The following is a 23,664-nucleotide window of genomic DNA, read 5'->3' as shown; positions in this document are numbered from 1 at the left end:
GACCCCCATCAGCCCCCGCTCCGCGGACTCGCGGAACCGAACGCGAAAGGTTCACCCGCATGCGTAACAAGAGCCGCACCCTCGCCGCTACCGCCGCGCTGTGCGCCCTCACCCTGGCGGCCGGCGCCTGCTCGGGCACCACCAAGGACGACGCGGAGGAGGACGCCGGGAAGCGGGTCTCCGACGCCACCGCGAACCCGGACGCCCCGCTGAAGAAGGGGCTGAAGATCGCGTTCCTGCCCAAGCAGATCAACAACCCCTACGAGCAGATCGTGGACGAGGCCGGCATCGAGGCGGCCGGGGAGTTCGACGCCGAGGCCAAGGAGGTCGGCCCCTCCGACGCCAAGGCGTCCTCCCAGGTCTCGTACATCAACACGCTCATCCAGCAGCGCCAGGACGCCATCCTCATCGCCGCCAACGACCCCAACGCGGTCTGCGGCCCGCTGAAGACGGCCATGCAGCAGGACATCAAGATCGTCGCCTACGACTCCGACACCGCCAAGGACTGCCGCCAGCTCTTCATCAACCAGGCCAGCTCCGAGGAGATCGGCCGCAGCCAGGTGCGGCGCATCGCCGAACAGCTCGACCACAAGGGCCAGATCGCGATCCTGTCGGCCACGCAGAACGCCACGAACCAGAACACCTGGATCGACTACATGAAGGACGAGCTGAAGAAGCCCGAGTACAAGGACATGGAGCTGGTCAAGGTCGCCTACGGCGACGACGACGACCAGAAGTCCTTCCAGGAGACCCAGGGCCTGCTCAAGGCGTACCCCGACCTGAAGGGCATCATCTCGCCCACCACCGTCGGCATCGCCGCCGCCGCCCGCTACATCAGCACCTCCGACTACAAGGGCGAGGTCGTGCTCAACGGCCTCGGCACGCCGAACCAGATGCGCAAGTTCGTCAAGGACGGCACCGTCGAGGAGTTCTCCCTCTGGGACCCCAAGGACCTCGGCTACCTCGGCGCCTACGCCGCCGCCGCGCTGGCCTCCGGCCAGATCACCGGCAAGGAGGGCGAGACGTTCGAGGCCGGGCGGCTCGGCGAGTACACCGTGGGCAAGGACGGCGAGGTCATCCTCGGCCCGCCGACCGTGTTCAACGAGAAGAACATCGACGACTACGACTTCTGAGAGGGCGGGCGCGATGCCCCGCGTGTGCTTCCTGCTGAAGGTGCGCGCCGGCCGGCTGGCGGAGTACCGCGAGCGGCACGAGGCCGTGTGGCCGGAGATGCGCGCCGCGCTCTCCGCCGCCGGCTGGCGCAACTACTCGCTCTTCCTGCGCGACGACGGCCTCCTCGTCGGCTACCTGGAGACCGACGACTTCGCCGCCGCGCAGGCCGCGATGGCCGCCACGGACGTCAACGCGCGCTGGCAGGCCGAGATGGCCCCGTACTTCGAGGCTCTCGACGGCGCCGCGCCGGACGAGGCCGTGCAACCGCTGACAGAGATCTTCCATCTCGACTGAGGACCCCCCATGAGACGGCTCTCCCGCTCCCTCGGCCGGCCCGCGCTCCTGGCCGCCGCCCTGCTGCTGACGGCGCCCGCTCTCCCCGCCGCCGCGGCGGACCCCGGTCCGGCCGCGGCGCCGGGTCCGTCGCTGACCCGGATCGCCGACACCGAACCCGACCCGGAGGCGATCTACTTCGTCTCGTACGACGGGCTGGTCAACAACAACTCCTTCACCAAGAACGGCATCCTCACCCACCGCGGCCACCAGTACGCCGCCTGGTACACCGCCGACCGCAGCGCCGTCCTCGGCCGCCGTGCGCTCGACGAGCGGCGCTGGGAGACCCTCACCCTGGACCACAGGCTCAAGGCCGACGACTCCCACAACGTCATCTCGCTCGGCGTCTCCGCCGCCGACGGCCGGCTGCACGTCAACATGGACTCGCACTCCGACGGCTTCTTCTACGTCAAGTCCGAGCCGGGCCTGATGAACCGGCCGCAGGCGCACGACTGGACGGCGGACGCCTTCGGGCCGATAACGACCTCCCTCGACGGGCTCGCACTCACCGACCACTTCACCTACCCCCGGTTCGTCGCCACCCCCGCCGGCGGGCTGCTCCTCAGCTACCGCGACGGGTTCTCCGGCAACGGCCGCAACGCCCTCGCCGCCTACGACGGCACCCGCTGGCGGGCGCTCGGCCCGTGGTCCGGCAGCACCGGCACGTACACCACCGCGCACGGCAGCAGCACCTCCCGCAACATGTACCTGCACGGCATCGACTACGGGCCCGACGGCACCCTGCACGCCTTCTACACCTGGCGCGAGCGGAACCCCGCCGTCATGTGCGCCCCCGGCGGCCTCAGCAACCACGACACCGGCTACGTCCGCTCCACCGACGACGGCCGCACCTGGACCAACGACGCCGGACGGACCGTCGGCACCACCGGCGGCCCCGACCTCGTCGACGTCCACGACCCCGGCACCGTCGTCGACCCGCTGAACCCGGACCACGCGCTGATGAACCAGGAGCACCAGGCCACCGACTCCGCCGGCCGCCCGCACGCGCTCATCAGCTACGTCCCCGGCCGCTTCGGCCAGTGCGCCACCGACTACGTCGCCGACCGCAAGGCCCACGCCCGCGTCTTCCACGTCCACCGCGACGACGCCGGCCGCTGGCACAAGACCGAGATCGACGTGCCGCCGGCGTCCAGCCAGCGCTCCAAGCTCGCCTTCGACCGCTACGACAACGCCTACGCCGTGCTGCCCTACGGCCGCGTCGTCGCCGCCTCCGCCGCCTCCGGCTGGACCGACTGGCAGGTGCTCTTCGACGGCGCCGGCCTCGACGCCTTCGGCGAGGTGGTTCTCGACGAGACCCGGCTCGCCCAGGACGGCGTCCTGTCCTTCATGTACCAGCAGAAGTCCACCGGCACCACGCCCTCGCCGCTGCGCACCGTGGACTTCGCCCTGCCCGGCAAGGCGCAGGCGCAACCGGCAAGGAGCCGCCCATGACGACCGCACACCTCCCGCGCATCCCCGCCACCGCCCGCCGGCCCAGGGTCGGCCTGGTCGCCGGCGGACTCGGCGCCTACTGGCCGCAGTTCCCCGGCCTGCTGCCGCAGCTGAAGCGCTCCGCCGCCCGCGTCGCCGAGCGGATGGCGGGCTTCGACGCCGAGGTCGTCGACGTCGGCTTCATCTCCGACGCCCCCGAGGGCGCCGCCGCGGCGGAGAAGCTGCGCGCCGCCGACTGCGACCTGATCGTCGGCTTCCTCACCACGTACATGACCGCGACCATGCTCGTGCCGGTCGCCCAGCGCAGCAGCGCGCCGGTGCTGCTGATCAACCTCCAGCCCACCGAGGCGATGGACCACGCGAGCTTCGACACCGGGCAGTGGCTCGCCTACTGCGGCGCCTGCCCGCTGCCCGAGATGGCCAACGCCTTCGAGCGCTGCGGCGTCCCCTTCCGCTCCGTCTCCGGGCACCTGGAGGACGAGCGGGCGTGGGCGCGCATCGGCCGCTGGATCCGGGCGGCGGGGGTGCGGGCCGCGCTGCGCGGCGGCCGGCACGGGCTGATGGGCCACCTCTACCCCGGGATGTACGACGTCTCCACCGACCTCACCATGGTCACCGCGAACCTCGGCGGCCACGTCGAGGTGCTGGAGTTCGACGACCTGCGGGTACGGGCCGAGAAGGCCGGCGACGACGAGGTCGCGGCCAAACTCGCCGAGACCCGCGAGGTCTTCGACCTCGACGACACCGTCGACCCCGACGACCTCGCGTGGGCGGCGCGGGTCTCGGTGGGGCTGGACCGGCTCGCCGCCGACTTCGACCTCGACTCCCTCGCGTACTACCACCGCGGCCTCGACGGCGAGACGCACGAGCGGCTGGGCGCCGGCATGATCCTCGGCGCCTCCCTGCTCACCGCCCGCGGCATCCCCGCCGCCGGCGAGTACGAGCTGCGCACCTCGCTCGCCATGCTGGTCGCCGACCGGCTCGGCGCCGGCGGCTCCTTCACCGAGATGCAGGCGCTCAACTTCCGCGACGGCGTGGTGGAGATGGGCCACGACGGGCCCGGGCACCTGGCGATCAGCGAGGGCCGGCCGCTGCTGCGCGGCCTCGGCGTCTACCACGGCAAGCGCGGCTGGGGCGTGTCCGTGGAGTTCGACGTACGGCACGGGCCCGTCACCGCCGTCGGCCTCGGCCAGACCCGCGACGGCCGCTACCGGCTCATCGCCTCCGCCGGCACCGTCACCGCCGGACCGCTGCTGGCCATCGGCAACACCACCTCCCGCGTCGACTTCGGCCGCGACCCCGGCGAGTGGTGCGACGAATGGAGCGCGAGCGGCGTCGGCCACCACTGGGCGCTGGCCACCGGCGACCTCCGGCCCGAGCTGCGGGCGCTCGCCGACCTCGCCGGGCTTGAGCTGGTGGAGGTGGCGGGGACCGGCGCGCGCGATGCGTAGCATGAGCGGCGGGCCGCGGCCGGGGCGCGCCGCGTACGACCGGCTGGACGGCTGAAGGGGAACGCGCGTGGGGCGCATGGTGGGCATCAAGGACGTCGCTCGGCACGCGGGCGTCTCCGTCGGCACCGTGTCGAACGTCATCAACCGGCCCGACAGCGTGGCCGCCGCCACCCGCGAGCGGGTGCAGGCGGCGATCGACCGCCTCGGCTACGTACGCAGCGAGTCGGCGCGGCAACTGCGCGCCGGCCGCAGCCGCATCATCGCGCTGCTCGTGCTGGACATGACGAACCCGTTCTTCGTGGACGTCGCCACCGGCGCCGAGCGCGCCGCGCGGGACGCGGGACTCGGCGTGATGCTCTGCAACAGCGCCCAGAGCCCCGCCGAAGAGGCCGAGTACCTCGGCCTCTTCGCGGAGCAGCGGGTGCGCGGCGTCCTCGTCACCCCCGCCGACACCAGCGGGCGGACCCTTACGTCCTTCGGCCGGCACGGCATCCCGTACGTCTTCGTGGACCGCACCGTCGCCAGCGCCGACGCCTGCTCGGTCTCCCTGGACGACATCCAGGGCGGCGCCCTCGCCGCCCGCCACCTGATCGGCGCCGGCCACCGCTGCCTGGCCTACGTCAGCGGCCCCATGCAGCTCCCGCAGTGCCAGGACCGGCACACCGGCGCGCTGGCCGCCCTCGCCGAGGAGGGCCTCGGGCCCGAGGCCCTGGTGCACGTCGAGACCGGGCAGATGGACGTCGCCGCCGGGCGCGACGCCGGGGCCCGGCTGCTGGGCATGTCGCCCCGCCCGTCGGCGGTGTTCTGCGCCAACGACCTGCTGGCGCTGGGCGTGCTCCAGACGCTCTTCGCGGCGGGGGTGCCGGTCCCGGACGACATGGCGCTCGTCGGCTACGACGACATCGAGTTCGCCGCCGCGGCGGCGGTGCCGCTGACGTCGGTGCGGCAGCCGGCGCGCCGGATGGGCCGGGAGGCGGCGGAGCTGCTGATCGAGGAGACGGGGGAGGGCGTGGAGCGGCACGAGCACCAGCGGATCGTGCTCCAGCCGGAGCTGGTCGTACGCAGCTCCAGCCTCAGCCGGCAGCGCTGAGGGCCGCGCGCCCGGCGGCGCCGCCGGGGCCGGTGCCCCCGGCGTCCGCGGGCGCGGGGTCCGGGGCGTCGGCGAGCAGCCGGGTCAGCTCCCGGACCGCCGCGCGGCCGGCCCGGTTGGCGCCGATGGTGCTCGCCGACGGGCCGTAGCCGACGAGGTGGATCCGCGGGTCGCGGGCCGCGCGGGTGCCGTCCATCCGGATGCCGCCGCCCGGCTCGCGCAGCTTCAGCGGCGCCAGGTGGTCGACGGCGGCGCGGAAGCCCGTCGCCCACAGGATCGCGTCCGCCCGGAAGACCGTCCCGTCCGCCCAGGCCACGCCCTCCGGCATGATCCGCTCGAACATCGGCCGCCGCGCCAGCACGCCCGCGTCCCGCGCCGCGCGCATCTCGTCCGTCAACGGCAGCCCCGTCTCGCCGACCACGCTCGACGGCGGCAGCCCGGCCCGTACCCGCTCCTCGACCCTGGCCACCACGGCACGGCCCCAGTCCTCGTCGAACGGCCCCTCCCGCCACACCGGCGGACGGCGCGTCACCCAGACGGTCTCCGCCGCCGTGCCCGCCAGCTCCAGCAGGTGCTGGGTGCCGGAGGCGCCGCCGCCGACGACCACCACCCGCTGCCCGGCGAACTCGTCCGGGCCGCGGTACTGCGCGGTGTGCAGCTGGCGGCCGCGGAACGTCTCCTGGCCCGGGTAGCGCGGCCAGAACGGCCGGTCCCAGGTGCCGGTGGCGTTGACCAGCGCCCGCGCCGACCAGGTGCCCGCGTCGGTGACGACCAGCAGCCGCCCCGCCTCCGGCCCCTCGCCCTCGCGGACCTCGGCCACGTTCACCGGCCGCCGCACCGGAAGCTCGAAGGCGCGCTCGTACGCGGCGAAGTACTCCGCGACGACCTCCGCGGCCGGCCGGTCGCCGTCCGCCGCCGCGGCGGCCAGCGGCATGCCCGGCAGGTCGTGCACCCGGTGGGCCCTGCCGTACGTCAGCGTGGGCCAGCGGAACTGCCACGCGCCGCCCGGGCCGGGGGAGTGGTCCAGGACGACGAAGTCCAGGCCGGCGCGGCGCAGGAAGTACGCCGCCGACAGCCCCGCCTGGCCGGAGCCGACCACCACCACCCGGGTCCTCGCGATGCCGCTCATGTGTGCCCCAACGCCCGTCGCGGCGCGGATCTTCCCCGTGCGCGATGCTGGCCCCATGACCGACATCTTCACCACGCATTCGCTGCGGATCACCACCGGCGCCGGAGAGACGGTGCACGACCTCACCGCCGACTGCGACGCGTTCCTGCGCGAAGCCGCCGACGGCCGCGACGGGCTGCTCAACGTGTTCGTACCGCACGCCACCGCCGGCGTCGCCGTCATCGAGACGGGCGCGGGCAGCGACGACGACCTCCTCGCCGCGCTGCACGACCTGCTGCCCGCCGACGACCGCTGGAACCACCGGCACGGCAGCCCCGGGCACGGGCGCGACCACGTGCTGCCGGCGCTGGTGCCGCCGCACGCCACGCTGCCGGTGCTCGGCGGCCGGCTGGAGCTGGGCACCTGGCAGTCGGTGGTGCTGGTCGACACCAACCGCGACAACCCGCACCGCAGCGTGCGGCTGTCGTTCCTCGGCTGAGGGACGGGCCGTCCGGCTCCGCTCGGGGACCTCACCCCCCGGCCGTCACCCACGCGAACGCCCGCTCCGCCGAGAACTCCCGCTGCCCGCCCCGGAACACCAGCCCCGCCCCCGCCGCGACCGCCTCGTCCGCCTGCTCCGGCAGATACGGCACCGCCACGCACCGCATCCCCGCCCGGCGCGCCGCCTCCCACCCCGGCGGCGCGTCCTCCACCACCACGCAGTCCGCCGGCCGCACGCCCAGCCGCCGGGCCGCCTCCAGGAACACGTCCGGCTCCGGCTTGCCCCGGGCGACCTCCTCCGCCGAGACCAGCACGCCGAACAGCCCGTCCAGCCCCGCCGCCGGCAGCACCGCCTCGATGGCGGCGCGCGAGGAGCCGGACGCGACGGCCGTCGGGCACCCGGCCTCGTGCAGCATCCCGGCGAACTTCCGCATCTGCGGAAACGGCTCCGTCGACGCCCGCGCCAGCCGCACGTACTCCGCGTTCTTCTCCGCCAGCAACTCCTCCACCGGCGCCGCCAGCCCGTACCGCGCGCGCAGCGTGCGGAGCGTCTCCCGGGTGCCCACACCCAGGAACTCGCTGTGGTCCTTCCAGGTGAAATCACCGACGCCGTGCCGCTCCAGGACACGGCGCCCGGCCTCGTAGTAGTTCGGTTCGCTGTCGACGAGGGTGCCGTCGAGGTCGAAGACGACGGCGGCGGGACCGGGGGAACTCATACCGGCAAGCATGCCAAGGCCGGTACGCCGCGAGCGGTGCGGGGCGCTCTCGCCGGAGCCGTACCGGAGACGGCCGGACGGGCGGGAGATCGTCCGGTAGGGTCGCCCGGACCGGCTCCGGACCTGCTGGAAGGGGAAAGCGCATGGGTGAATCGGTTACTCGGGCCTGCGTCGGCTCGTTCTCCAGCGGCGGCGGCGCCGGGATCACCGTCGCCGATGTCGAACCGGGCACGGGCGCCCTGATCCCGCGGCACTCGACCGACGCCGTCCCCGACCCGTCGTTCCTCGCCGTCGCCGACGGCGGCGACCTGCTCTACGCCGTCAGCGAGACCGAGGGCGGCCAGGTCGCCGCGTTCCGGCTCGTCGACGACAAGCCCGAGCCCGCCGGCGCCCCCGTGCCGGTCAGCGGCGACCACCCCACCCACCTCGCGCTCGCCGGCGGCCACGTCATCACCGCCAACTACGCCTCCGGCAGCTTCAGCACCGTGCCCGTCAACCGTGACGGCACCCTCGCCGGCCCCGCCGCCCTGCTCCAGCACGAGGGCGGCGGCCCGGTCGCCGAGCGCCAGGAGGGCCCGCACGCCCACCAGGTCGTGCCCGACCCCGGCGGCCGCTGGATCCTCGGCGTCGACCTCGGCACCGACTCCGTGCTCGTCTGCGCCCTCGACACCGACCGCGGCGCCCTGCGGCTCAACCACGAGGTCCGGCTGCGCCCCGGCACCGGCCCGCGCCACCTGGCCTTCCACCCCGACGGCCACCGCGTCTACGTCGCCTGCGAGCTGGAGCCCGTCCTCACCGTCTGCTCCTGGGACGCCGCCGCCGGCACCCTCGAACCGCTCGCCGAGGCCCCGCTGCTGACCGCCGAGCCGGACGAGACCCCGTACGCCTCCGGCATCGCGGTCTCCCCGGACGGTCGCTTCTGCTGGACCGCGGTCCGCGGCCCCGACGTGGTCGCCACCCACGCGCTCGACGGGGACGGCGGCGTCCGCGAACTCGTCTCCCACGTCCCCTCCGGCGGCACCTGGCCGCGGGACATCGCGCTCGACCCGGCCGGCCGGCACCTCTACGCCGCCAACGAACGCTCCGGGGACGTCACCTGGTTCGAGATCGACGCGGAGAGCGGCACCCCGCGCCGCACCGGCTCGACCGCCGTGCCGGGGGCGTCCTGCGTGGTGTTCGCCTGAGCCGCGCCTCCGCCGGGCGCCCGCGGCCGCGGGCGCCACACCGCGCAGCTGCGGGCGTCACACGGCAGAGCCGCCGGCGCGCGCGCCGGCGGCTCCCGAGGGTCCCGCGCGGGGCCGCGGCCCCGCCCGCACGTCCGCGTCAGCGCACCGGCGCCCCGGCGGGCTGCGGCGCGATGCCCAGCGTCGTCGTGTACTGCGTCAGCGCCAGCTGCCCCACCGACGGGTACGGCCCGAGCGGCTCCGCCGCCTCGCACTCCGCCTCCCGCGCCGCGGTGGCCAGCGTCTCCGCCGGCAGCTCCGGCCCCAGCGCGTACGGCGCGAGCGCGAGCCGCGCCGAGCCCGCGGCCCGCAGCGACTCCGCGACCTCGGCGACCGCGCCCGGCCGGTCCAGCGGCGCCGCCATCACCGGCACCGCCAGCCGCGCCGAGAGCAGCATGCCCGTCACCCCCGCCGCCTGCACGGCCTCCTCGCCGCCCACCGCGCCGAGGATGATCCCGTCCGCCGCCGTCGCGACGGTGAACAGCCGCGCCCGGTCCGCCCGGGCCAGCCCCGCCTCCGAGAGCCGCACGTGCAGCGCCTCGGCGAGCAGCGGGTGCGGCCCGAGGACGTCGGTGAGCTCGACCGCCGCCCCGCACGTCGTGATCGTGTCGCGGACCCGGTCCAGCAGCACGGGGTCGGGGCCCGCGAGCAGCGGCACCACGACGGCCACCGGCACGTCCTCCGCCACCTGCAGCGTCCCGGCCTCGGCGAGCGCGGCGCGCTGCTGCGCGGCCTGCGCCAGCACCGCCGACAGCGGCGGGAACTCCTCGCTCCCGCCCTCGACGTAGGCGACCCGGCCGTCGAGCCCCGGCAGGTCGGAGCGGGCGATGCTCAGCACCTCCTCGGCCATGCCCCGGACCGACGCCTCGGGCGCCCCCGGCACGGCCAGGACCAGCGCCGGCGCGCCCTCGGGCGCGCTCGGCCGCTCCGGCTTGCGGTGCCGCCCCGGCTGACGGCGGGGCATACGTACGGGCAGACCGGCTGCGTGTCCATCGGCAGAGCTCATGGCGCCGCATGTTAACGCGTCGCCGCGGCCCGACACATGCCCGGGGTGGGCATTCGCCCGCCGGCGTGACCACCGGAGCACGCGGACGGACAGGGGGTGACCGCGCCCCTGCGAACCGTCCCGCTGCCGATACGCACGGTAGCCGCACCCGTGCGGGCCGCGGCCCGTACCGGCGCCTGCCGCCTGCCCCCGCTCCGGGCTACCAGACGTCGAGCATGCCCCGCTCCACCGGCAGCAGCAGCTCCTCCGCCGCCAGCGCGGCGGCGATCCGCACCGCCCCGGCCAGCGGCGACGCCGTCGCTACCGCCACCCGGGTACGCGGCAGGCGCTCCGCCAGCTCCGCGCGCAGCGGCGCCAGCAGCGGCTCGCCGATGCCGAAGAGCCCGCCGGTGAGCGCGACCGTGCTGCCCGGGTCGGCCGGGCAGACCGCGACGGCCGCGGCGGCGATGTGCCCGCCCGCCTCGGCGAGGATCGCCGCCGACACCGGGTCGTGCGGGGCGCAGCGGGCGACCTCGGGGGCGAACGACGCCAGCACCGCCGGCCGGTCCGGCCGCGGGTACAGCAGCCCCGGCATCTCCGCACCGGTGCCGAACACCGCCTCCATCCGGGCCAGCAGCGCCGCGGAGCCGCCGCGGCGGCCGTCGTGCGCCCGCATCGCCGCCTCCAGCCCCGCCCGCCCGATCCACGCGCCGCCGCCGCAGTCGCCGAGCAGGTGCCCCCAGCCGTCGGCGCGCCGCCAGCCCGCCGCGTCGAGCGCGGTGCCGACGGCGATCATGCCGGTGCCGGCGGCGACGACGGCGCCGGGGTGCTGGCCGACCGCCCCGGCGTACGCGGTGACACCGTCGGCGGCGAGCGCCAGGCGGCGTACGCCGAGGGCGTCCGGCAGCGCGCGGGGCAGGCTGGCGCGCAGCCCGTCGCCGAGCGAGGCCATCCCGGCGGCGCCGACGCAGACGGCGTCGAAGGACTCGGCGCCGGCGTCGCGCAGGAGCGTCCGCGCGGCGGGCAGCACCTTGCCGAGGAGGTCGTCGGCGTCGAGCCCGTCGTCGCCGGTGCCGACGGGCGGTGCGGTCGCGACGGCGGCCTCGTCCCCGGCCGGGTCGCCGCCGGCCGGCGGGACGGCAGCCGCGGCGATGCGCAGCCCCGAGCCGCCGGAGTCGATGCCGAGCACCCATCGGGCCGTGTCGCTGGTCATGCGGCTATCCGTTCGTCGGCAGCGTCCAGTCCACCGGCTCCGCGCCCTGCTTCTGCAGCAGCTCGTTGGCCCGGCTGAAGGGGCGGGAGCCGAAGAAGCCGCGGTCGGCGGACATGGGGGAGGGGTGGGAGGACTCGATGGCGGGGTAGTCGCTGAGCATGGGGCGCAGATTGCGCGCGTCGCGGCCCCACAGGACCGCCACCAGCGGCCGGCCGCGCGCGGCGAGCGCCCGGATGGCCTGCTCGGTGACCTCCTCCCAGCCCTTGCCGCGGTGCGCGGCGGGGCGCCTCGGCGCGGTGGTGAGCGCCCTGTTGAGCAGCAGCACGCCCTGCCCGGTCCAGGGGGTGAGGTCGCCGTTGGCGGGGCGGGCGTGGCCGAGGTCGTGGTGCAGCTCGCGGAAGATGTTCTCCAGGCTGCCGGGCAGCGGGCGCACGTCGGGGGCGACGGAGAAGCTGAGGCCCACGGCGTGGCCCGGGGTGGGGTAGGGGTCCTGGCCGACGACGAGCACCCGCACGTCGTCGAAGGGTTGCTGGAAGGCCCGTAGCACGTTCGGTCCCGCGGGCAGGTATGTCCGCCCCGCCGCGATCTCCGAGCGCAGGAAGTCGCCCATGGCGGCGATCTGTTGGGCGACCGGCTCCAGGGCCTTGGCCCAGCCGGCTTCGACGATGTCGTGGAGAGGACGTCCAGCCATGGCCGGTCACTCTACTGGCTCCGCGGACCCCCACCGCCACGCTTCGGACACCCGGCCCGCCGCGGCCGCCGGTCCCGGGCGGGCCGGGGGGGCGGACCGCCGTACGGGCCTCAGACCGCCGCGGCCCGTACGCACAGCACGTCCGGCAGGTGCGCCGCGAGCTGCGTCCAGCTCTCCCCCTCGTCGGCGCTGGCGAAGACCTCCCCGTTGCGGTTGCCGAAATACACCCCCGCCGGGTCCGCGTCGTCGGTCCACAGCGCGTCCCGCAGCACCGTGCCGTAGTGGTCGTCCTCCGGCAGCCCCGCCGACAGCGGCTCCCACGTCACGCCCGCGTCCGACGTGCGGTAGACCCGGCAGCGGTTCTCCGCGGGCACCCGGTCGGCGTCGGCGGTGATGGGGAAGACGTACGCGGTGCCGCCGCGCGAGGGGTGCGCGGCGACGGCGAAGCCGAAGTCCGAGGGCAGGCCCGCGCCGATGTCGGTCCAGGTGGCCCCGGAGTCGTCGCTGCGGTACACGCCCCAGTGGTTCTGCAGGTAGAGCCGGTCGGGGTCGGCCGCGTCGCGGGCGACCTTGTGCACGCACTGGCCGAACTCCGGGAACCTCTCGGGCTGGAAGACCACCTGCACCCCGGTGTTCGACGGGGCCCAGCTGGCGCCGCCGTCCCCGGTGCGGTAGACGCCGCCGGCGGAGACCGCGACCGTCACGGAACCGGCGTCCCGCGGATCGGTGACCACGGTGTGCACCGCGAGCCCGCCGCCGCCCGGCTCCCACTTCTCCCGCGTCGGGTGGTCCCACAGCGCCCGCACCAGCTCGTACGTCTCGCCGCCGTCGGCGGAGCGGAACAGGCCGCCGGGCTCGGTGCCCGCGTACACCACGCCGGGGGCCTCGGCCCCGGCGGGCTGGAGCTGCCACACCCGCTCCAGCGAGGTCCCGGTGTCCTTCGGGTACGTCACCGGCTGCCGCCGGGGCTCCTCCCAGGTGGCGCCCAGGTCGTCGGAGTGGAAGACGGACGGGCCCCAGTGCGCGCTGTCGCCGCCGGCGAGCACCCGCGGCGCCGGGCCCCGCGTGTCGATCCCGACCGAGTAGACGGCCTGGGCCTTGAAGTGCGGCCCGGCCAGCTCCCAGGTGCCGCCCCGGCGCCGCCCCAGGAACAGCCCCTTACGCGTGCCGACCGCCAGCAGTACGTCCTGCATCGGGATCCACCTCCGTGCGACCTCGTCGTCGAGTACCGGCCAGTCTGCACCCGGCCACTGACACCGCCCACCGGACGCGCGGAACGCGGGCCGTCGCGCTACCGCCGGTGGGCGGCCCGCACGGGCGTCCCGTCGGAGGGCAGCACGCCCTTCGGCGGGACGCCGAGGTGCCAGTCCAGGCCGTAGCGCCGGAACAGCTCGCCGCGCAGCCGGTCGAGCGGCATCGGCACGCCCGGGAGCAGCAGCGCGAAGACCGCCCCCATGAGCTGCGCGCGCAGCATCGGGTACTCCGTGTCCGGGTCGGGCGAGCCCCAGCGCGCCACGGTGTCGTGCAGCAGGTGCGCGAGCTGCTGCTGCTCCGCGCACTGGATGAACCCGTCCGCCTGCAGAATTCCGGCCATATGGTGCCGCATGAGCACAGGGTGGTCCTGCGACAGGCCGAGGACCGCGTCGATGGCGCGGGCCATCCGCTCCTGCCCGTCCTCCGTCCGCGGGGCCCGCTCCAGGGCCGCGCCGAGCGTAAGATGCATCAGCCGGTGCACGGCGGACTGCACGAGCTGGCGTTTTCCGGGGAAGTAGTACGAGACGAGACCGCGCGCGGAGCCGGCGCGTTCGGCGATGTCTCCCAAGGTCGTGCCCTCGAAGCCCCGTTCGTCGACCAGCTCCACCGTGGCTTGCAGCAGACGCTCCCGGGAACGGCGTCGGAGTTCTTCATTGACTGCGGGCCTGCGGGGGGACATCCTGTAACTCCTGCCTTCACTGGCTGCGAGCCAGTATACTCAGTGAGGCTTCCGGCCCCGGGGTCAGCACCCCGGGTGCCGGGGGAGCGGTGGGCTCGGGCGATGCGGGGGATCGCCTGAGCCCACCATGCCTCTGCGCGGAAAATCTTCCCGGCCCGGGGAACCCGGGGCCCACGTCGGCCGTTCGACGATATGAGGCCCCGCGCTCCCCCGTCGCGGGGCCTCACCAATTGCCGTGCCGAGGGGGATCGCGCAGGGGAGACGGGGCATGCTGACACCGGGCAGCGAGGTCGAGGTCACGCTGGTCAAGCAGCAGCGCCCGGGTCTGAGCTACCCGGCGGTGGCCCTTCGTGACGACGGCAACCACGCCGTCGTACGCGCCCCCTGGGCGGGCCCGCCGGAGCGCGACGCGGGGTATGTGCGCTTCGAGCGGGGCGACGTGTGGACGGAGCACTTCTGGCGCGACCGGTGGTTCTCGGTGAAGGAGATCCACGCCGGCGACGGCCGCCTCAAGGGCTGGTACTGCGACGTGGCCCGCCCCGCCCGCGTCGACCCCGACCGCGTCACCGTCCACGATCTCGACCTCGACCTCTGGCTCTCCGGCGACCGGCAGACCCTCCTCCGGCTCGACGAGGACGAGTTCCTCGCCAGCGGCCTGCCCGAGCGGGACCCCGAAACCGCCGCCCGCGCCCGCGCCGCGCTCGACGAGCTGGAGACGCTCGCCCGCACCGGGCTCGGCGCGCTGCTGGCCGCCTGACGTGGCCGGAAGCGACGCCGCCCGCCCGCTGCTCGACCGCTTCCGTGCCGCCCTGCACGACGCCGTGCCGCTGACGGCGCTGTGGGCGCACGGCTCCCTCGCCCTCGGCGACTACCGCCCGTACCGCAGCGACCTCGACCTCATCGCCGTCGTCCGCGAGGACCCCGGCGCCGACCCCGCCGCCCGCCGGCGGCTGCACGCCCTGCACACGAAGCTGCACCGCGAGGTGCCGCTGGCCGCCGGGCTGCACTGCTCGTACATGGCCGCCGACCGCCTCGCCGAACCCGGCCTGGACCACGTCACCTGGGCCCACGCCGAGCTGTACCGCCGCCCCGTCAGCCCGGTCACCCGCCGGGAGCTGCACACCGGCGCGCTGGTGCTGCACGGCCCCGGGCCCGGCGGGCTGCTGCCGCCGCTGCCGGACGAGGAGCTGACCGCGTACATCCGCCGGGACCTCGGGGAGTTCTGGCTGCGCGCGACGGCCAAGCGCCGGCTGTGGCTGCGCGACATCTGGGTCGACCTCGGCACCCTCACCGTCGCCCGGGCCGGCGTCACCCTGCGCGAGGGCCGGCTGATCACCAAGGGCGAGGCCCTCGACGTGCTCGCCGCGAGCGGTGCCCCCGCCCGCCTCGTCGCCGACATCCGCGACCGGCGCTACGCCGAGCACCCCGCCCGGACCGCGCCGCACTGGCGGCTGCGCCGGGCCGCGCTGGCGCGGGCGTACGTCCGCGCGCGCATCCCCGTCACGCTCGCCGAGGCCGGACCGGCCGCTTGACGCGGGCCGTTCGACACGGACCGGTTGCGGAGTCCGTCGTCCCGTGCCGCCGGGCCGGGGCGGGTCCGGCCCGTCAGCCGACGAGCCCCAGCACCGGCCGCAGCCCGTCCGGCCGCTCGCCGGCCGGCAGGTGGTCCACCGGGAAGTAGCCGCACCCGAGCGCCGCGGCGCCGCCGTCGGCGCGCCGGTCGTCGCCGACCATCAGCACGTCCCGCGGCGCGCGCCCCAGCGTCGCGCACGCGGTCCGGAACAGCCGCGCGTCCGGTTTCTGCACCCCGTGCTCGTACGACAGCGTGTACGCGTCCACGTACCCGTCGAGGCCGTGCGCCCGGAACACCGGGCGCAGGTCCCAGCCGATGTTGCTGACGACCCCCACGGCCACGCCGCGCTCCCGCAGCCCGGCGAGGACGTCCCGCGCGTCGGGGTACGGCTGCCACGCCGGGGGCGCCATGTGCCGCTCGTACAGCGCGTCGTAGACCTCGTCGGGCCACGGCAGCGGGACCTGCCGGGCCAGCGCCGTGTACGCGGCGCGGTGCCGCTCCGCGCTCCGGTCGCGGGTCCGCCACACCGCCGCCAGCGGCTCCGGCACGCGCTCGGGGAACGAGCCGCCCGGCAGCGCCCCCGCGCGCTCCAGCGCGGCGGCGTGGCGCGCGCACTCGGCGGCGTCGGCGGCCACGCCCGCGGCGTCGAGCGCGGCGCGCAGCCAGCGCTCCGCCGGCTCGATCCGGAACAGGGTCCCGGAGAAGTCGAAGAGCACCGCCTCGGAGCTCATCCGCGTGCCTCCGCCGGCTCGGCGCGCGGGGAGCGTTCCAGCGCGGTGTACGCCGCCGCCGCGAGCGCGGCGACCGCGCCGCCCATGAGCGTGCCGCCCACGACGTCGCTCATCCAGTGCACCCCGAGCCACACCCGGGTGAAGCAGACGCCGGCGACCGACACCGCCGCGGCCGTCCACGCGGCCCGCCGCAGCCGCGCGGGCACGCCGGCCGCGCGGCTCAGCACCCACAGCAGCAGCCCGCAGGCCAGCGCGACCGTCATCGCGTGTCCGGAGGGGAACGCGGCGTGCGAGGCGGAGTCCACCGGGTCGCGCCAGTGCGGCCGGTCGCGGCCGACCGCCGCCTTCATCCCGGCCTGCACCACCCAGCCCACCGCCACCGCACCGGCCAGCCAGAGCGCCAGCCGCCGCGCGCCGCGCCGGAGGAGCCAGAGGATCACGGCGACCATCAGCAGCCGCATCGTCACCGTGTCCCACACCCAGTCGGTGAGCACCCGGTTGGCCCGGGTCCAGCCGGGCTCGGAGACGGCGGCCGAGTGCAGCCGCCGGGCGATCCGCCCGTCCAGGTCGGTCAGCGGCCGCCAGGTCGCGGCCACCAGCGCGGTCAGCAGGGCGCTCGCGAGCGTCAGGGCGGCGGCGGTGGTGCGCAGGGCGGGAGAGGGGCGGCGCGGCGCTGCGGCGGTCACCCGGCCGACCCTACGCGAGCGCGCTGAGTCCGGGGCCGAAGGCGACGAGCAGCGGCACCGCGGGCGCCAGCAACGCCGCGACGGTCAGCCGCAGCCGGCGGGCCGGGGTGAACCGCGGGGCCGCCGCCAGCAGCCGGTCCACGCGCTGCGGGAGGTGGGCGTGGTGGCCGTGGCCGGATCCGAACACGCCGCGCTCCTCGTTGAGTTCGACCAGGGCGGTGGCGAACGTCATCCGGCCGAAGCGGCGCGAGGCGACGTCGTCGGCGGCCAGCTCGCACAGCCGGTGCACCTCGTCGCGGAACGCCCGGAAGACCGGCATGCGCGGCACCCCCGCGAGCGCGCCCGCGCAGTGCTGGAGCCAGTGGTGGCGGGCCCGGCTGTGCCCCCGCTCGTGCGCGAGCACCGCGTCGAGCTGGCGCCGTTTCAGCCGGCGCAGCGCGGCCGTGGTGATGACGAGCTGGGCCTGCCCGCCGGGCAGCCACCAGGCGTCCGGCCGCTCGCCCTCCAGCACCACCAGCCGCTCGGCGCCGACGTCCTCGCCGGGCAGCAGCGGGGCGCGGCGGCGCAGCTCCTCGCGGCGCCGGCGGCGCTGCGCGCGGGCGGTGCGGACCTCGCGGACGAACATCACGGCCGTCCACAGCCCGCCCGCCGCCAGCGCCACGGCGAGCGCCGCGGCCCACGGGGCGCCGGTGGTGCCGCCGTACGCGTCCCGCACCGCGGCCGGCGCCGGGGCGAAGACCCCGCTGTGCACCTGCGCCCAGGCCACGGCGGCGCTCAGGGACATGGCGAGCCCGCAGCACAGCAGCACGGCGGCGACGACGCACTGCCACACCCACAGCGCGACCACCGGCTCGCGGTCCGCCCACGCCGCGCGGGTCAGCAGCCGGGGCGCGACCGCGGCGGTCAGGGCGGCGAAGGCCAGCAGCGTGAGCGGGATCACCATGTGATCAGCGTACGGAGCGGGGGCGCCGGCCGGTACGGCTGCGCCCGTGAAGTGACGGACGACACCGGGGAGTCAGAGGGCGAGCAGCATCGCGGCCATGGCGGTCCCCAGGCAGACCCGGCAGGCGCCGGCCAGCTCCGGCGACGCCGTCCAGCCGCCCGTCCGGCCGCCGCCCGCCGGCGCCCCGGCCCCCGCCGCGTGCGGCCGCAGCCCGCCGTGCAGCACGTACAGCAGGTAGTACGCCAGCAGCGCCCCGGTCACCAGCGGCAGCCCGCCGGCCGCCCCGTGGCCGCCGTGGCCCCCGTGGTCCGCGGTCCCCATGGCCACCGCCATGTACACCATCGCCAGCGCGCCGACCGCGTGGTGCAGGTGGTGCGGGTGGTAGCGGTGGTGCCCGGCGGCGCGCGACGGCAGCAGGGCCCGTACGAACGCGGCGCCGAACACCGCCGCGAACGCCCCCGCGGTCCACGCCTCCGGCAGCCCGGCCGCGGGCAGCGCCATCGCCGCCATCCCCAGGCCCATCAGCGCGTCCTCGGCGGCGCCGCGCCGCTCCCCGGCGGCGACGGCCCGCATCCTCAGCAGGCAGAGCCCGCCGACGCCCGCGCACAGCGCGGCCAGCAGCAGGCTGGTGAGCGGCGGTCCGTGCATCCGCGGGCCCCCTCGGACGACGACGGCGTCGGCCCCGCGGCACGGGAGCGGGGACCGGCCGGCGCCGGCCCGGGGAGCGCAGGGCGCTGTCCGGCGGAGGCTGCCCGCGCCCGTACGCCCGTACCCGAGCGCACGGGCGCAAGGGGCGGGCGCAGGGGAGCGCGCGGCGGCGGCTCAGGCGGTGAAGCGCACCGCGTGCTTCATCCCGGGGAAGTCGGTCACGACGCCCTGGAGCCCCAGGCCGCGGGCGAGCTTCAGCTCCTCGGGGGTGTTCACGGTCCAGGCGATGACCTTCAGCCCCGCCGCGTGCGCGAGGTCGGCCAGCTCCAGCGTCAGCCGCCGGATGTTCAGCGACAGCATCCCGGCGCCGACCTGCTCGGCGCGTTCGACCACCCCGAGCCCGTAGTGGCTGGCGACCAGCACCCGCGGCACGTCGGGCAGCAGCCCCCGCATCTCCGCCAGCGCCTCGTCGTGGAACGACAGCACCTCGACGCGGCCGGCGAGGTCGTGCGCGGTCATGGCGTCGGCGAGGGCCCGGGCCGCGGCGACGTCCTTGATCTCGATCTGCAGCCGGCCCTTCACCGCCTCGGCGACCTCGTCGAAGGTCGGCACCCGCTCGCCCCCGCCGGCGTCCAGCTCGCGCAGCTCGGCGAGCGTGAAGTCGGCGACCGCGCCCTGGCCGTCCGTCGTGCGGTCCACGTCGGGGTCGTGCATGACGACCAGGTGGCCGTCCTTGCTCAGGTGCAGGTCCAGCTCGATGGCGTCCATGCCCTCGCGGTCCGCGCGGACGAAGGAGCGGAGGGTGTTCTCCGGCTCGACGCCCATCAGCCCCCGGTGCCCGATGGTCAGAAATGACACTGCGCTCTCGCCCTCCGTCGGCGGTCCGTCACAGACTGGCGCAAAGCCTAGGCCAATTCGGGGAGATCGACACCGGTCGTGCGGCGTCCTGACGGCGGGTCGCGGCACCGCCGCGCGCGGGGTCACCCGGAGGTGGGCGGGTCCTTCCGCGCGGCTGCGTTCACCCCCGTACATCCGCGAAAACGGGAAGGGCCAGGAGGTAAACCTCTGTTCGCCGAAAGATTTACGTTCTCGGTCCGTGGTCTACGCAAGGTTTCCCGGGGGCCCGCTTGAGGGAGATCGTCCTACAGCGATACGGTGGAGTGACAGGAAGTTCTTAACGTAGGAGTGGTCCATGACGGAAATTCTTGCTTCCGCGACCGCGGAAGGTGACGTTCTGTCCGCCGCGGACGCCCCGCGCGTAGTCGAGCACCCGGCCTGGGCGCGGCTGAAGACAGCCGTCGAAGAGATCCGCCCCTGGCAGGCCAAGGACGGTTCCGTCGACTTCGAGGCGGAGGGCGCCCCCGCGCGCGAGGCCGCCGAGGACGCCGTCGAGCGGGTCGCCGCCGCGGTCCGGGAGCTGTCCCCGCTGCTGCCGCACGACGCCGCCTACCACGACGCGGTCGTCGCCGACCTGCGCAAGTGGGCCGCCGGCGGCTTCGGCGTGCCCGACTTCCTGGACTCGGTGCTCGCCTTCCGCCCCGCCGACCACCGCGCCGACGGCCTCCAGCACCTCGTCGTCTTCCCCATGTACACCCAGAACGGCAACCCGGACCGCAACGTCGAGGCCGTCGTCATCCGCGTCGTCTGGCCCGGCTGGCTCGCCGAGCTGGAGCGCACCCGCTACGACAACCCCATGTTCCTCGGCATCACCTTCGAGGACTTCACCGCCGGGTACGACACGAACTCCGCCGTGCTCTTCCCCGAGACCATCGCCATGCGCGAGGTCCCGCCCCGCTTCACCTGGGGCGCCATCTTCTGCGACCGCGAGGCGGCCCGCTTCCGCCGGGTCAGCGGCGCGGCGATCGAGGCCACCGGCCTCAACCTGCCCGAGGAGGCCCTCGGGCTGCTCACCGACCAGGAGCGCGCCCAGGAGACCTTCGTGCTCTGGGACATGGTCCACGACCGCACGCACAGCCACGGCGACCTGCCGTTCGACCCGTTCATGATCAAGCAGCGGCAGCCGTTCTGGATGTACGGCATAGAGGAGCTGCGCTGCGACCTCACCGCCTTCCACGAGGCCGGGAAGCTCGCCGCGGACGGCTTCCCGCAGGGCCGCGACGTGCAGTACGCGGTGCTGATGGACCGGCTGTTCCGCTTCCCCGTCACCGGCGAGCGCAACCGCAACTACGACGGTCTCGGCGGCCAGCTCCTCTTCGCGTACCTGCACAAGCACGACGCGCTGCGCTGGACCGACAACCGGCTGTCCGTCGACTGGGACCGGGCCCGGGAGGTCACCGGCCGGCTGCGCAACGAGATCGAGACGCTGTACCGCGAGGGCATCGACCGCCCGAAGCTGGTGCACTGGTTCAAGGCGTACGACCTGGTCTCCGCCTACCTCGCCCCGCACCCCGGCTCCACCTGGGCCAAGGGCCCCGACGCCCTCGACCTCGACAAGCCGCCGCGCAAGCTCGTGGACGACGTGCTCCCCGACGAGTTTCCCCTCAGCATGTTCTATGAGGCCCTTGCCAAGAAGCTGCGCAAGGTGATCGAGTCGACGCGGGGCATCACGGCCGGGACCGCCGAGCGGGCGGAGGCCGCGTGACGGACCCCGCCGCCGGCAGGGCAGCCGAGGAGGAGATCGTCATGAGCCCCGGGGCACAGGGCAGGAACGGAGGCGGCGGCCCGCTGGACGGAGCCGTCGTCGCCGTCGCGGGAGCGGCGGGACCGGCGGGCCGGGCCGCGCTGCGGCGGCTCGCCGCGGCCGGCGCCGTCGTCGTCGGCTGCGACGCGGACGCCGAGCGGCTGGCCGGGGCCGTGGGTGCGGCGCGGGACGCGGCCGGCGGCGCGACCGTCACCGGCGACACCGTCGACCTGCTCGACCCGGCCGCCGCGCGGGCCTGGGCCGAGCGCATCGAGAGGGACCACGGCCGCGTCGACGGCCTGGTCCACCTCGTCGGCGGCTGGCGCGGCTCGCGCTCCTTCGCCGACACCGACCTCGACGACTGGGCCGTGCTGCACGACCTGCTCCTGCGCACCGTGCAGCACACCTCCCTCGCCTTCGACGAGCCCCTGCGGCGCAGCGACCGCGGCCGCTACGTCCTCGTCAGCGCCGCCGGCGCCGGGCAGCCGACCGCCGGCAACGCCGCGTACGCCGCCGCCAAGGCCGGCGCGGAGGCGTGGACGCTGGCCATGGCCGACGGCTTCCGCAAGGCCGGCCGGGCCGAGGACCCGGACGTCCCCGCCGCCGCGGCCGTCATCCTGGTGGTGAAGGCGCTGGTGAACGAGGAGATGCGGAAGGCCAAGCCGAACGCGCGGTTCGCCGGCTTCACCGACGTCGACGACCTCGCCGGAGACATCGCGGCCGTCTGGGACAGGCCCGCGGAGGAACTGAACGGAACCCGCCTGTGGCTCACCGCCCAGCCGGAGCGACGGCCGTGACGGCGCCCCCGCCCCGGACGGACGCCAAGCGCCGCCACGATCCCGGGGTACGCGGCTTCGCCAGCGACAACTACGCCGGCGCGCACCCGGAGATCGTCGCCGCCCTCGCCCTCGCCAACGGCGGCCACCAGGTCAGCTACGGCGAGGACGACTACACCGCCCACCTCCAGCACGTCTTCCGCGGCCACTTCGGCATGGACGCCGAGGTCTACCCGGTCTTCAACGGCACCGGGGCCAACGTCGTCGCGCTCCAGGCCGTCACCGACCGCTGGGGCGCGGTGATCTGCGCGGACACCGCCCACATCCACGTCGACGAGTGCGGCGCCCCGGAGCGCGTCGGCGGGCTGAAGCTGCTGACCGTACCGACGCCGGACGGCAAGCTCACCCCCGAGCTGATCGACCGCGAGGCCCGCGGCTGGGACGACGAGCACCGCGCCATGCCGCAGGTCGTCTCGATCGCCCAGGCCACCGAGTACGGCACGGTATACACCCCGGACGAGATCCGCGCGATCTGCGCGCACGCGCACCGCCACGGCATGCGGGTCCACCTCGACGGGGCCCGGATAGCCAACGCGGCGGCCTCCCTCGACGTGCCGATGCGCGCCTTCACCAACGTCGCCGGGGTCGACATCCTGTCCTTCGGCGGTACGAAGAACGGCATGCTGCTCGGCGAGGCCGTCGTCGTGCTCGACCCGGACGCCGTGCGCGCGATGAAGCACCTGCGCAAGCTGTCGATGCAGCTGGCGTCCAAGATGCGCTTCGTCTCGGCCCAGTTCGAGGCGCTCCTGGCCAAGGACCTGTGGCTCCGCAACGCCCGGCACGCCAACGCGATGGCCCGCCGCCTCGCCGACGGGGTGCGCGGCGTCGACGGCGTGGACGTGCTGCACCCGGTGCAGGCCAACGGCGTCTTCGCCCGGCTGCCGCACGACGTGTCCCTGGCGCTGCAGAAGGAGTTCCGCTTCTACTTCTGGGACGAGGCGGACGGGGTGGTGCGCTGGATGTGCTCCTTCGACACCACGGAGGAGGACGTCGACACCTTCGTCGCCGCCGTCGCGGAGGAAATGCGGAGGACGTAGCCCGCCGCATGCCTATACGCTCCCCTGCATGGAACTCCAGCAGGAGCGGCCCGACCTGTCCGCGTACCTCGCCGCCGACGCGGTCGTCGACCACGGGCACCCGCTCGTGGTCGACACCGCGTACCGGCTGCGGGAGGTCGCGGAGGAGCCGGCGGCGTACGCGAAGGGCGCCTACGAGTTCGTGCGCGACACGATCCCGCACTCCAACGACGCCGGGGACCTCCGCGTCACCTGCCGTGCCTCGGACGTGCTCAAGGCCCGCACCGGGATCTGCTACGCCAAGGCCCACGCCCTCGTCGCCCTGCTGCGCGCCCAGGACATCCCGGCCGGCTTCTGCTACCAGCGCCTCGGCGTGCTGCACGGCCTGGTCGCGCTGCGGCTGCCCGGAGGCGGCTGGGTCCGCCAGGACCCGCGCGGCAACAAGCCGGGGGTGGACGCGCAGTTCCGCCTGGTCGGCGAGCGGCTGGCCTTCACGCCGGATCCGGACGCCGGCGAGTACGACGACCCGCTCGTCCGCGCGGCGCCCCACCCGGCTACCCTCGAAGCCCTCCGCACGGCGGCCGACCGCCGCCATCTGGACCGCATCCTCCCCACCGCCCTGTAACCCCCGAGGCCTCGCACACCCGCCCCAGGGTAGGCCGCGCCACTGACGGCCGGCCGTCCGGCGAACCGCCCGGACCGCCGCGCAGGCCCCGGCAGC

At 75.4% G+C, this 23,664-nt stretch carries 25 protein-coding genes; 13 read left to right on the top strand and 12 right to left on the bottom strand.

The window, feature by feature from the left end; translation table 11 throughout:
• Positions 1-59 precede the first annotated feature (59 nt).
• The 5 genes from rhaS to ACHZ99_RS19935 all read left to right on the top strand — a co-directional run bounded on the left by rhaS (position 60) and on the right by ACHZ99_RS19935 (position 5,499).
• Positions 60-1,133, top strand: a complete 1,074-nt coding sequence (gene rhaS, locus ACHZ99_RS19955) for a rhamnose ABC transporter substrate-binding protein (protein WP_420306001.1) — start codon at positions 60-62, stop codon at positions 1,131-1,133.
• 13 nt (positions 1,134-1,146) lie between these two features.
• A complete protein-coding gene (locus tag ACHZ99_RS19950) occupies positions 1,147-1,467 on the top strand; it encodes an L-rhamnose mutarotase (RefSeq protein WP_420306000.1) in 321 nt (106 codons plus the stop codon).
• Between the two features lie 9 nt (positions 1,468-1,476).
• Positions 1,477-2,958: a BNR repeat-containing protein gene (locus ACHZ99_RS19945; protein ID WP_420305999.1), complete on the top strand. Its 1,482-nt coding sequence runs from the start codon at positions 1,477-1,479 to the stop codon at positions 2,956-2,958.
• On the top strand, positions 2,955-4,409 hold the full coding sequence (locus tag ACHZ99_RS19940; protein WP_420305998.1) for an arabinose isomerase: 1,455 nt from the start codon (positions 2,955-2,957) through the stop codon (positions 4,407-4,409). The genes ACHZ99_RS19945 and ACHZ99_RS19940 overlap by 4 nt, the downstream gene beginning before the upstream one ends.
• 76 nt (positions 4,410-4,485) lie before the next feature.
• Positions 4,486-5,499, top strand: coding sequence for a LacI family DNA-binding transcriptional regulator (locus ACHZ99_RS19935; RefSeq protein ID WP_420306070.1), 1,014 nt, complete (start codon positions 4,486-4,488; stop codon positions 5,497-5,499).
• On the opposite strand, the gene ACHZ99_RS19930 is transcribed toward ACHZ99_RS19935, so the two are convergent.
• Positions 5,483-6,628, bottom strand: a complete 1,146-nt coding sequence (locus ACHZ99_RS19930; protein WP_420305997.1) for an NAD(P)-binding domain-containing protein — start codon at positions 6,626-6,628, stop codon at positions 5,483-5,485. The two genes, ACHZ99_RS19935 and ACHZ99_RS19930, sit on opposite strands and share 17 nt — an antisense overlap.
• A 55-nt stretch (positions 6,629-6,683) precedes the next feature.
• On the opposite strand from ACHZ99_RS19930, the gene ACHZ99_RS19925 reads away from it, so the two are divergent.
• Positions 6,684-7,106: a YjbQ family protein gene (locus ACHZ99_RS19925; protein ID WP_420305996.1), complete on the top strand. Its 423-nt coding sequence runs from the start codon at positions 6,684-6,686 to the stop codon at positions 7,104-7,106.
• 31 nt (positions 7,107-7,137) lie between these two features.
• Here the strand turns inward: ACHZ99_RS19925 and ACHZ99_RS19920 are convergent, their stop codons facing one another.
• Positions 7,138-7,824 carry an HAD family hydrolase gene (locus tag ACHZ99_RS19920; protein ID WP_420305995.1) on the bottom strand — a complete coding sequence of 229 codons (687 nt, stop codon included), beginning with the start codon at positions 7,822-7,824 and terminating at the stop codon, positions 7,138-7,140.
• 143 nt (positions 7,825-7,967) lie between these two features.
• Here ACHZ99_RS19920 and ACHZ99_RS19915 point away from each other — a divergent pair, with 143 nt between their 5' ends.
• On the top strand, positions 7,968-9,008 hold the full coding sequence (locus tag ACHZ99_RS19915) for a lactonase family protein (protein WP_420305994.1): 1,041 nt from the start codon (positions 7,968-7,970) through the stop codon (positions 9,006-9,008).
• A gap of 139 nt (positions 9,009-9,147) precedes the next feature.
• Here ACHZ99_RS19915 and ACHZ99_RS19910 read toward each other — a convergent pair whose 3' ends face one another.
• From ACHZ99_RS19910 to ACHZ99_RS19890, 5 genes are all read right to left on the bottom strand, one after another.
• Positions 9,148-10,053 (bottom strand): hypothetical protein, encoded by a 906-nt coding sequence (locus tag ACHZ99_RS19910; protein ID WP_420305993.1) that lies wholly within the window; start codon positions 10,051-10,053, stop codon positions 9,148-9,150.
• A gap of 199 nt (positions 10,054-10,252) precedes the next feature.
• The gene (locus tag ACHZ99_RS19905; RefSeq protein ID WP_420305992.1) at positions 10,253-11,245 is read right to left on the bottom strand and encodes an N-acetylglucosamine kinase; all 993 of its coding nucleotides are present in this window, start codon (positions 11,243-11,245) and stop codon (positions 10,253-10,255) included.
• Positions 11,246-11,249: 4 nt separating this feature from the next.
• Positions 11,250-11,936 (bottom strand): uracil-DNA glycosylase, encoded by a 687-nt coding sequence (locus tag ACHZ99_RS19900; protein ID WP_420305991.1) that lies wholly within the window; start codon positions 11,934-11,936, stop codon positions 11,250-11,252.
• Between the two features lie 110 nt (positions 11,937-12,046).
• Positions 12,047-13,129: a WD40/YVTN/BNR-like repeat-containing protein gene (locus tag ACHZ99_RS19895; protein ID WP_420305990.1), complete on the bottom strand. Its 1,083-nt coding sequence runs from the start codon at positions 13,127-13,129 to the stop codon at positions 12,047-12,049.
• Positions 13,130-13,227: 98 nt separating this feature from the next.
• Complete coding sequence (locus ACHZ99_RS19890) at positions 13,228-13,869, bottom strand: TetR/AcrR family transcriptional regulator (protein WP_420305989.1); 642 nt, start codon at positions 13,867-13,869, stop codon at positions 13,228-13,230.
• A gap of 268 nt (positions 13,870-14,137) precedes the next feature.
• Here ACHZ99_RS19890 and ACHZ99_RS19885 point away from each other — a divergent pair, with 268 nt between their 5' ends.
• Both ACHZ99_RS19885 and ACHZ99_RS19880 read left to right on the top strand, forming a co-directional pair.
• Complete coding sequence (locus ACHZ99_RS19885; protein WP_420305988.1) at positions 14,138-14,626, top strand: DUF402 domain-containing protein; 489 nt, start codon at positions 14,138-14,140, stop codon at positions 14,624-14,626.
• A 1-nt stretch (position 14,627) separates the two neighbouring features.
• On the top strand, positions 14,628-15,401 hold the full coding sequence (locus ACHZ99_RS19880; RefSeq protein ID WP_420305987.1) for a nucleotidyltransferase domain-containing protein: 774 nt from the start codon (positions 14,628-14,630) through the stop codon (positions 15,399-15,401).
• 73 nt (positions 15,402-15,474) lie between these two features.
• Here the strand turns inward: ACHZ99_RS19880 and ACHZ99_RS19875 are convergent, their stop codons facing one another.
• From ACHZ99_RS19875 to ACHZ99_RS19855, 5 genes are all read right to left on the bottom strand, one after another.
• Entirely contained in the window at positions 15,475-16,173 is a 699-nt protein-coding gene (locus ACHZ99_RS19875) for an HAD family hydrolase (RefSeq protein WP_420305986.1), read from the bottom strand.
• Positions 16,170-16,859, bottom strand: a complete 690-nt coding sequence (locus ACHZ99_RS19870; RefSeq protein WP_420305985.1) for a phosphatase PAP2 family protein — start codon at positions 16,857-16,859, stop codon at positions 16,170-16,172. Before ACHZ99_RS19870 ends, ACHZ99_RS19875 begins: the two co-directional genes overlap by 4 nt.
• A 10-nt stretch (positions 16,860-16,869) precedes the next feature.
• The gene (locus ACHZ99_RS19865; protein WP_420305984.1) at positions 16,870-17,802 is read right to left on the bottom strand and encodes a M56 family metallopeptidase; all 933 of its coding nucleotides are present in this window, start codon (positions 17,800-17,802) and stop codon (positions 16,870-16,872) included.
• Positions 17,803-17,874: 72 nt separating this feature from the next.
• On the bottom strand, positions 17,875-18,450 hold the full coding sequence (locus tag ACHZ99_RS19860) for a DUF5134 domain-containing protein (protein WP_420305983.1): 576 nt from the start codon (positions 18,448-18,450) through the stop codon (positions 17,875-17,877).
• Between the two features lie 174 nt (positions 18,451-18,624).
• A complete protein-coding gene (locus ACHZ99_RS19855; protein ID WP_420305982.1) occupies positions 18,625-19,308 on the bottom strand; it encodes a glycerophosphodiester phosphodiesterase in 684 nt (227 codons plus the stop codon).
• 334 nt (positions 19,309-19,642) lie between these two features.
• Between ACHZ99_RS19855 and ACHZ99_RS19850 the strand changes: the two genes are divergently transcribed.
• The 4 genes from ACHZ99_RS19850 to ACHZ99_RS19835 are packed head-to-tail and all read left to right on the top strand — an operon-like array spanning position 19,643 to position 23,568.
• A complete protein-coding gene (locus tag ACHZ99_RS19850) occupies positions 19,643-21,052 on the top strand; it encodes a DUF6421 family protein (protein ID WP_420305981.1) in 1,410 nt (469 codons plus the stop codon).
• Between the two features lie 41 nt (positions 21,053-21,093).
• Positions 21,094-21,888, top strand: a complete 795-nt coding sequence (locus ACHZ99_RS19845) for an SDR family NAD(P)-dependent oxidoreductase (protein ID WP_420306069.1) — start codon at positions 21,094-21,096, stop codon at positions 21,886-21,888.
• Positions 21,885-22,964 carry a threonine aldolase family protein gene (locus ACHZ99_RS19840; protein WP_420305980.1) on the top strand — a complete coding sequence of 360 codons (1,080 nt, stop codon included), beginning with the start codon at positions 21,885-21,887 and terminating at the stop codon, positions 22,962-22,964. Before ACHZ99_RS19845 ends, ACHZ99_RS19840 begins: the two co-directional genes overlap by 4 nt.
• Positions 22,965-22,992: 28 nt before the next feature.
• The gene (locus ACHZ99_RS19835; RefSeq protein WP_420305979.1) at positions 22,993-23,568 is read left to right on the top strand and encodes a transglutaminase-like domain-containing protein; all 576 of its coding nucleotides are present in this window, start codon (positions 22,993-22,995) and stop codon (positions 23,566-23,568) included.
• Positions 23,569-23,664 lie beyond the last annotated feature (96 nt).

Origin of the sequence: Streptomyces sp. MAR4 CNX-425 (assembly GCF_048656465.1) — a bacterium.
Lineage (GTDB): Bacteria > Actinomycetota > Actinomycetes > Streptomycetales > Streptomycetaceae > Streptomyces.
This window is presented reverse-complemented; position numbering and strand designations above follow the sequence as displayed.

What these genes read in the sequence shown, in the direction of transcription:
- ACHZ99_RS19915 (WP_420305994.1), top strand. Translation starts at nt 7,968, where the DNA reads ATGGGTGAATCGGTTACTCGGGCCTGCGTCGGCTCGTTCTCCAGCGGC.
- ACHZ99_RS19860 (WP_420305983.1), bottom strand. Translation starts at nt 18,450, where the DNA reads ATGCACGGACCGCCGCTCACCAGCCTGCTGCTGGCCGCGCTGTGCGCG.
- ACHZ99_RS19845 (WP_420306069.1), top strand. Translation starts at nt 21,094, where the DNA reads ATGAGCCCCGGGGCACAGGGCAGGAACGGAGGCGGCGGCCCGCTGGAC.
- ACHZ99_RS19850 (WP_420305981.1), top strand. Translation starts at nt 19,643, where the DNA reads ATGACGGAAATTCTTGCTTCCGCGACCGCGGAAGGTGACGTTCTGTCC.
- ACHZ99_RS19885 (WP_420305988.1), top strand. Translation starts at nt 14,138, where the DNA reads ATGCTGACACCGGGCAGCGAGGTCGAGGTCACGCTGGTCAAGCAGCAG.
- ACHZ99_RS19900 (WP_420305991.1), bottom strand. Translation starts at nt 11,936, where the DNA reads ATGGCTGGACGTCCTCTCCACGACATCGTCGAAGCCGGCTGGGCCAAG.
- ACHZ99_RS19905 (WP_420305992.1), bottom strand. Translation starts at nt 11,245, where the DNA reads ATGACCAGCGACACGGCCCGATGGGTGCTCGGCATCGACTCCGGCGGC.
- ACHZ99_RS19875 (WP_420305986.1), bottom strand. Translation starts at nt 16,173, where the DNA reads ATGAGCTCCGAGGCGGTGCTCTTCGACTTCTCCGGGACCCTGTTCCGG.
- ACHZ99_RS19930 (WP_420305997.1), bottom strand. Translation starts at nt 6,628, where the DNA reads ATGAGCGGCATCGCGAGGACCCGGGTGGTGGTGGTCGGCTCCGGCCAG.
- ACHZ99_RS19940 (WP_420305998.1), top strand. Translation starts at nt 2,955, where the DNA reads ATGACGACCGCACACCTCCCGCGCATCCCCGCCACCGCCCGCCGGCCC.
- ACHZ99_RS19865 (WP_420305984.1), bottom strand. Translation starts at nt 17,802, where the DNA reads ATGGTGATCCCGCTCACGCTGCTGGCCTTCGCCGCCCTGACCGCCGCG.
- ACHZ99_RS19950 (WP_420306000.1), top strand. Translation starts at nt 1,147, where the DNA reads ATGCCCCGCGTGTGCTTCCTGCTGAAGGTGCGCGCCGGCCGGCTGGCG.
- ACHZ99_RS19835 (WP_420305979.1), top strand. Translation starts at nt 22,993, where the DNA reads ATGGAACTCCAGCAGGAGCGGCCCGACCTGTCCGCGTACCTCGCCGCC.
- ACHZ99_RS19920 (WP_420305995.1), bottom strand. Translation starts at nt 7,824, where the DNA reads ATGAGTTCCCCCGGTCCCGCCGCCGTCGTCTTCGACCTCGACGGCACC.
- ACHZ99_RS19945 (WP_420305999.1), top strand. Translation starts at nt 1,477, where the DNA reads ATGAGACGGCTCTCCCGCTCCCTCGGCCGGCCCGCGCTCCTGGCCGCC.
- ACHZ99_RS19910 (WP_420305993.1), bottom strand. Translation starts at nt 10,053, where the DNA reads ATGAGCTCTGCCGATGGACACGCAGCCGGTCTGCCCGTACGTATGCCC.
- ACHZ99_RS19925 (WP_420305996.1), top strand. Translation starts at nt 6,684, where the DNA reads ATGACCGACATCTTCACCACGCATTCGCTGCGGATCACCACCGGCGCC.
- ACHZ99_RS19890 (WP_420305989.1), bottom strand. Translation starts at nt 13,869, where the DNA reads ATGTCCCCCCGCAGGCCCGCAGTCAATGAAGAACTCCGACGCCGTTCC.
- ACHZ99_RS19935 (WP_420306070.1), top strand. Translation starts at nt 4,486, where the DNA reads ATGGTGGGCATCAAGGACGTCGCTCGGCACGCGGGCGTCTCCGTCGGC.
- ACHZ99_RS19895 (WP_420305990.1), bottom strand. Translation starts at nt 13,129, where the DNA reads ATGCAGGACGTACTGCTGGCGGTCGGCACGCGTAAGGGGCTGTTCCTG.
- rhaS (WP_420306001.1), top strand. Translation starts at nt 60, where the DNA reads ATGCGTAACAAGAGCCGCACCCTCGCCGCTACCGCCGCGCTGTGCGCC.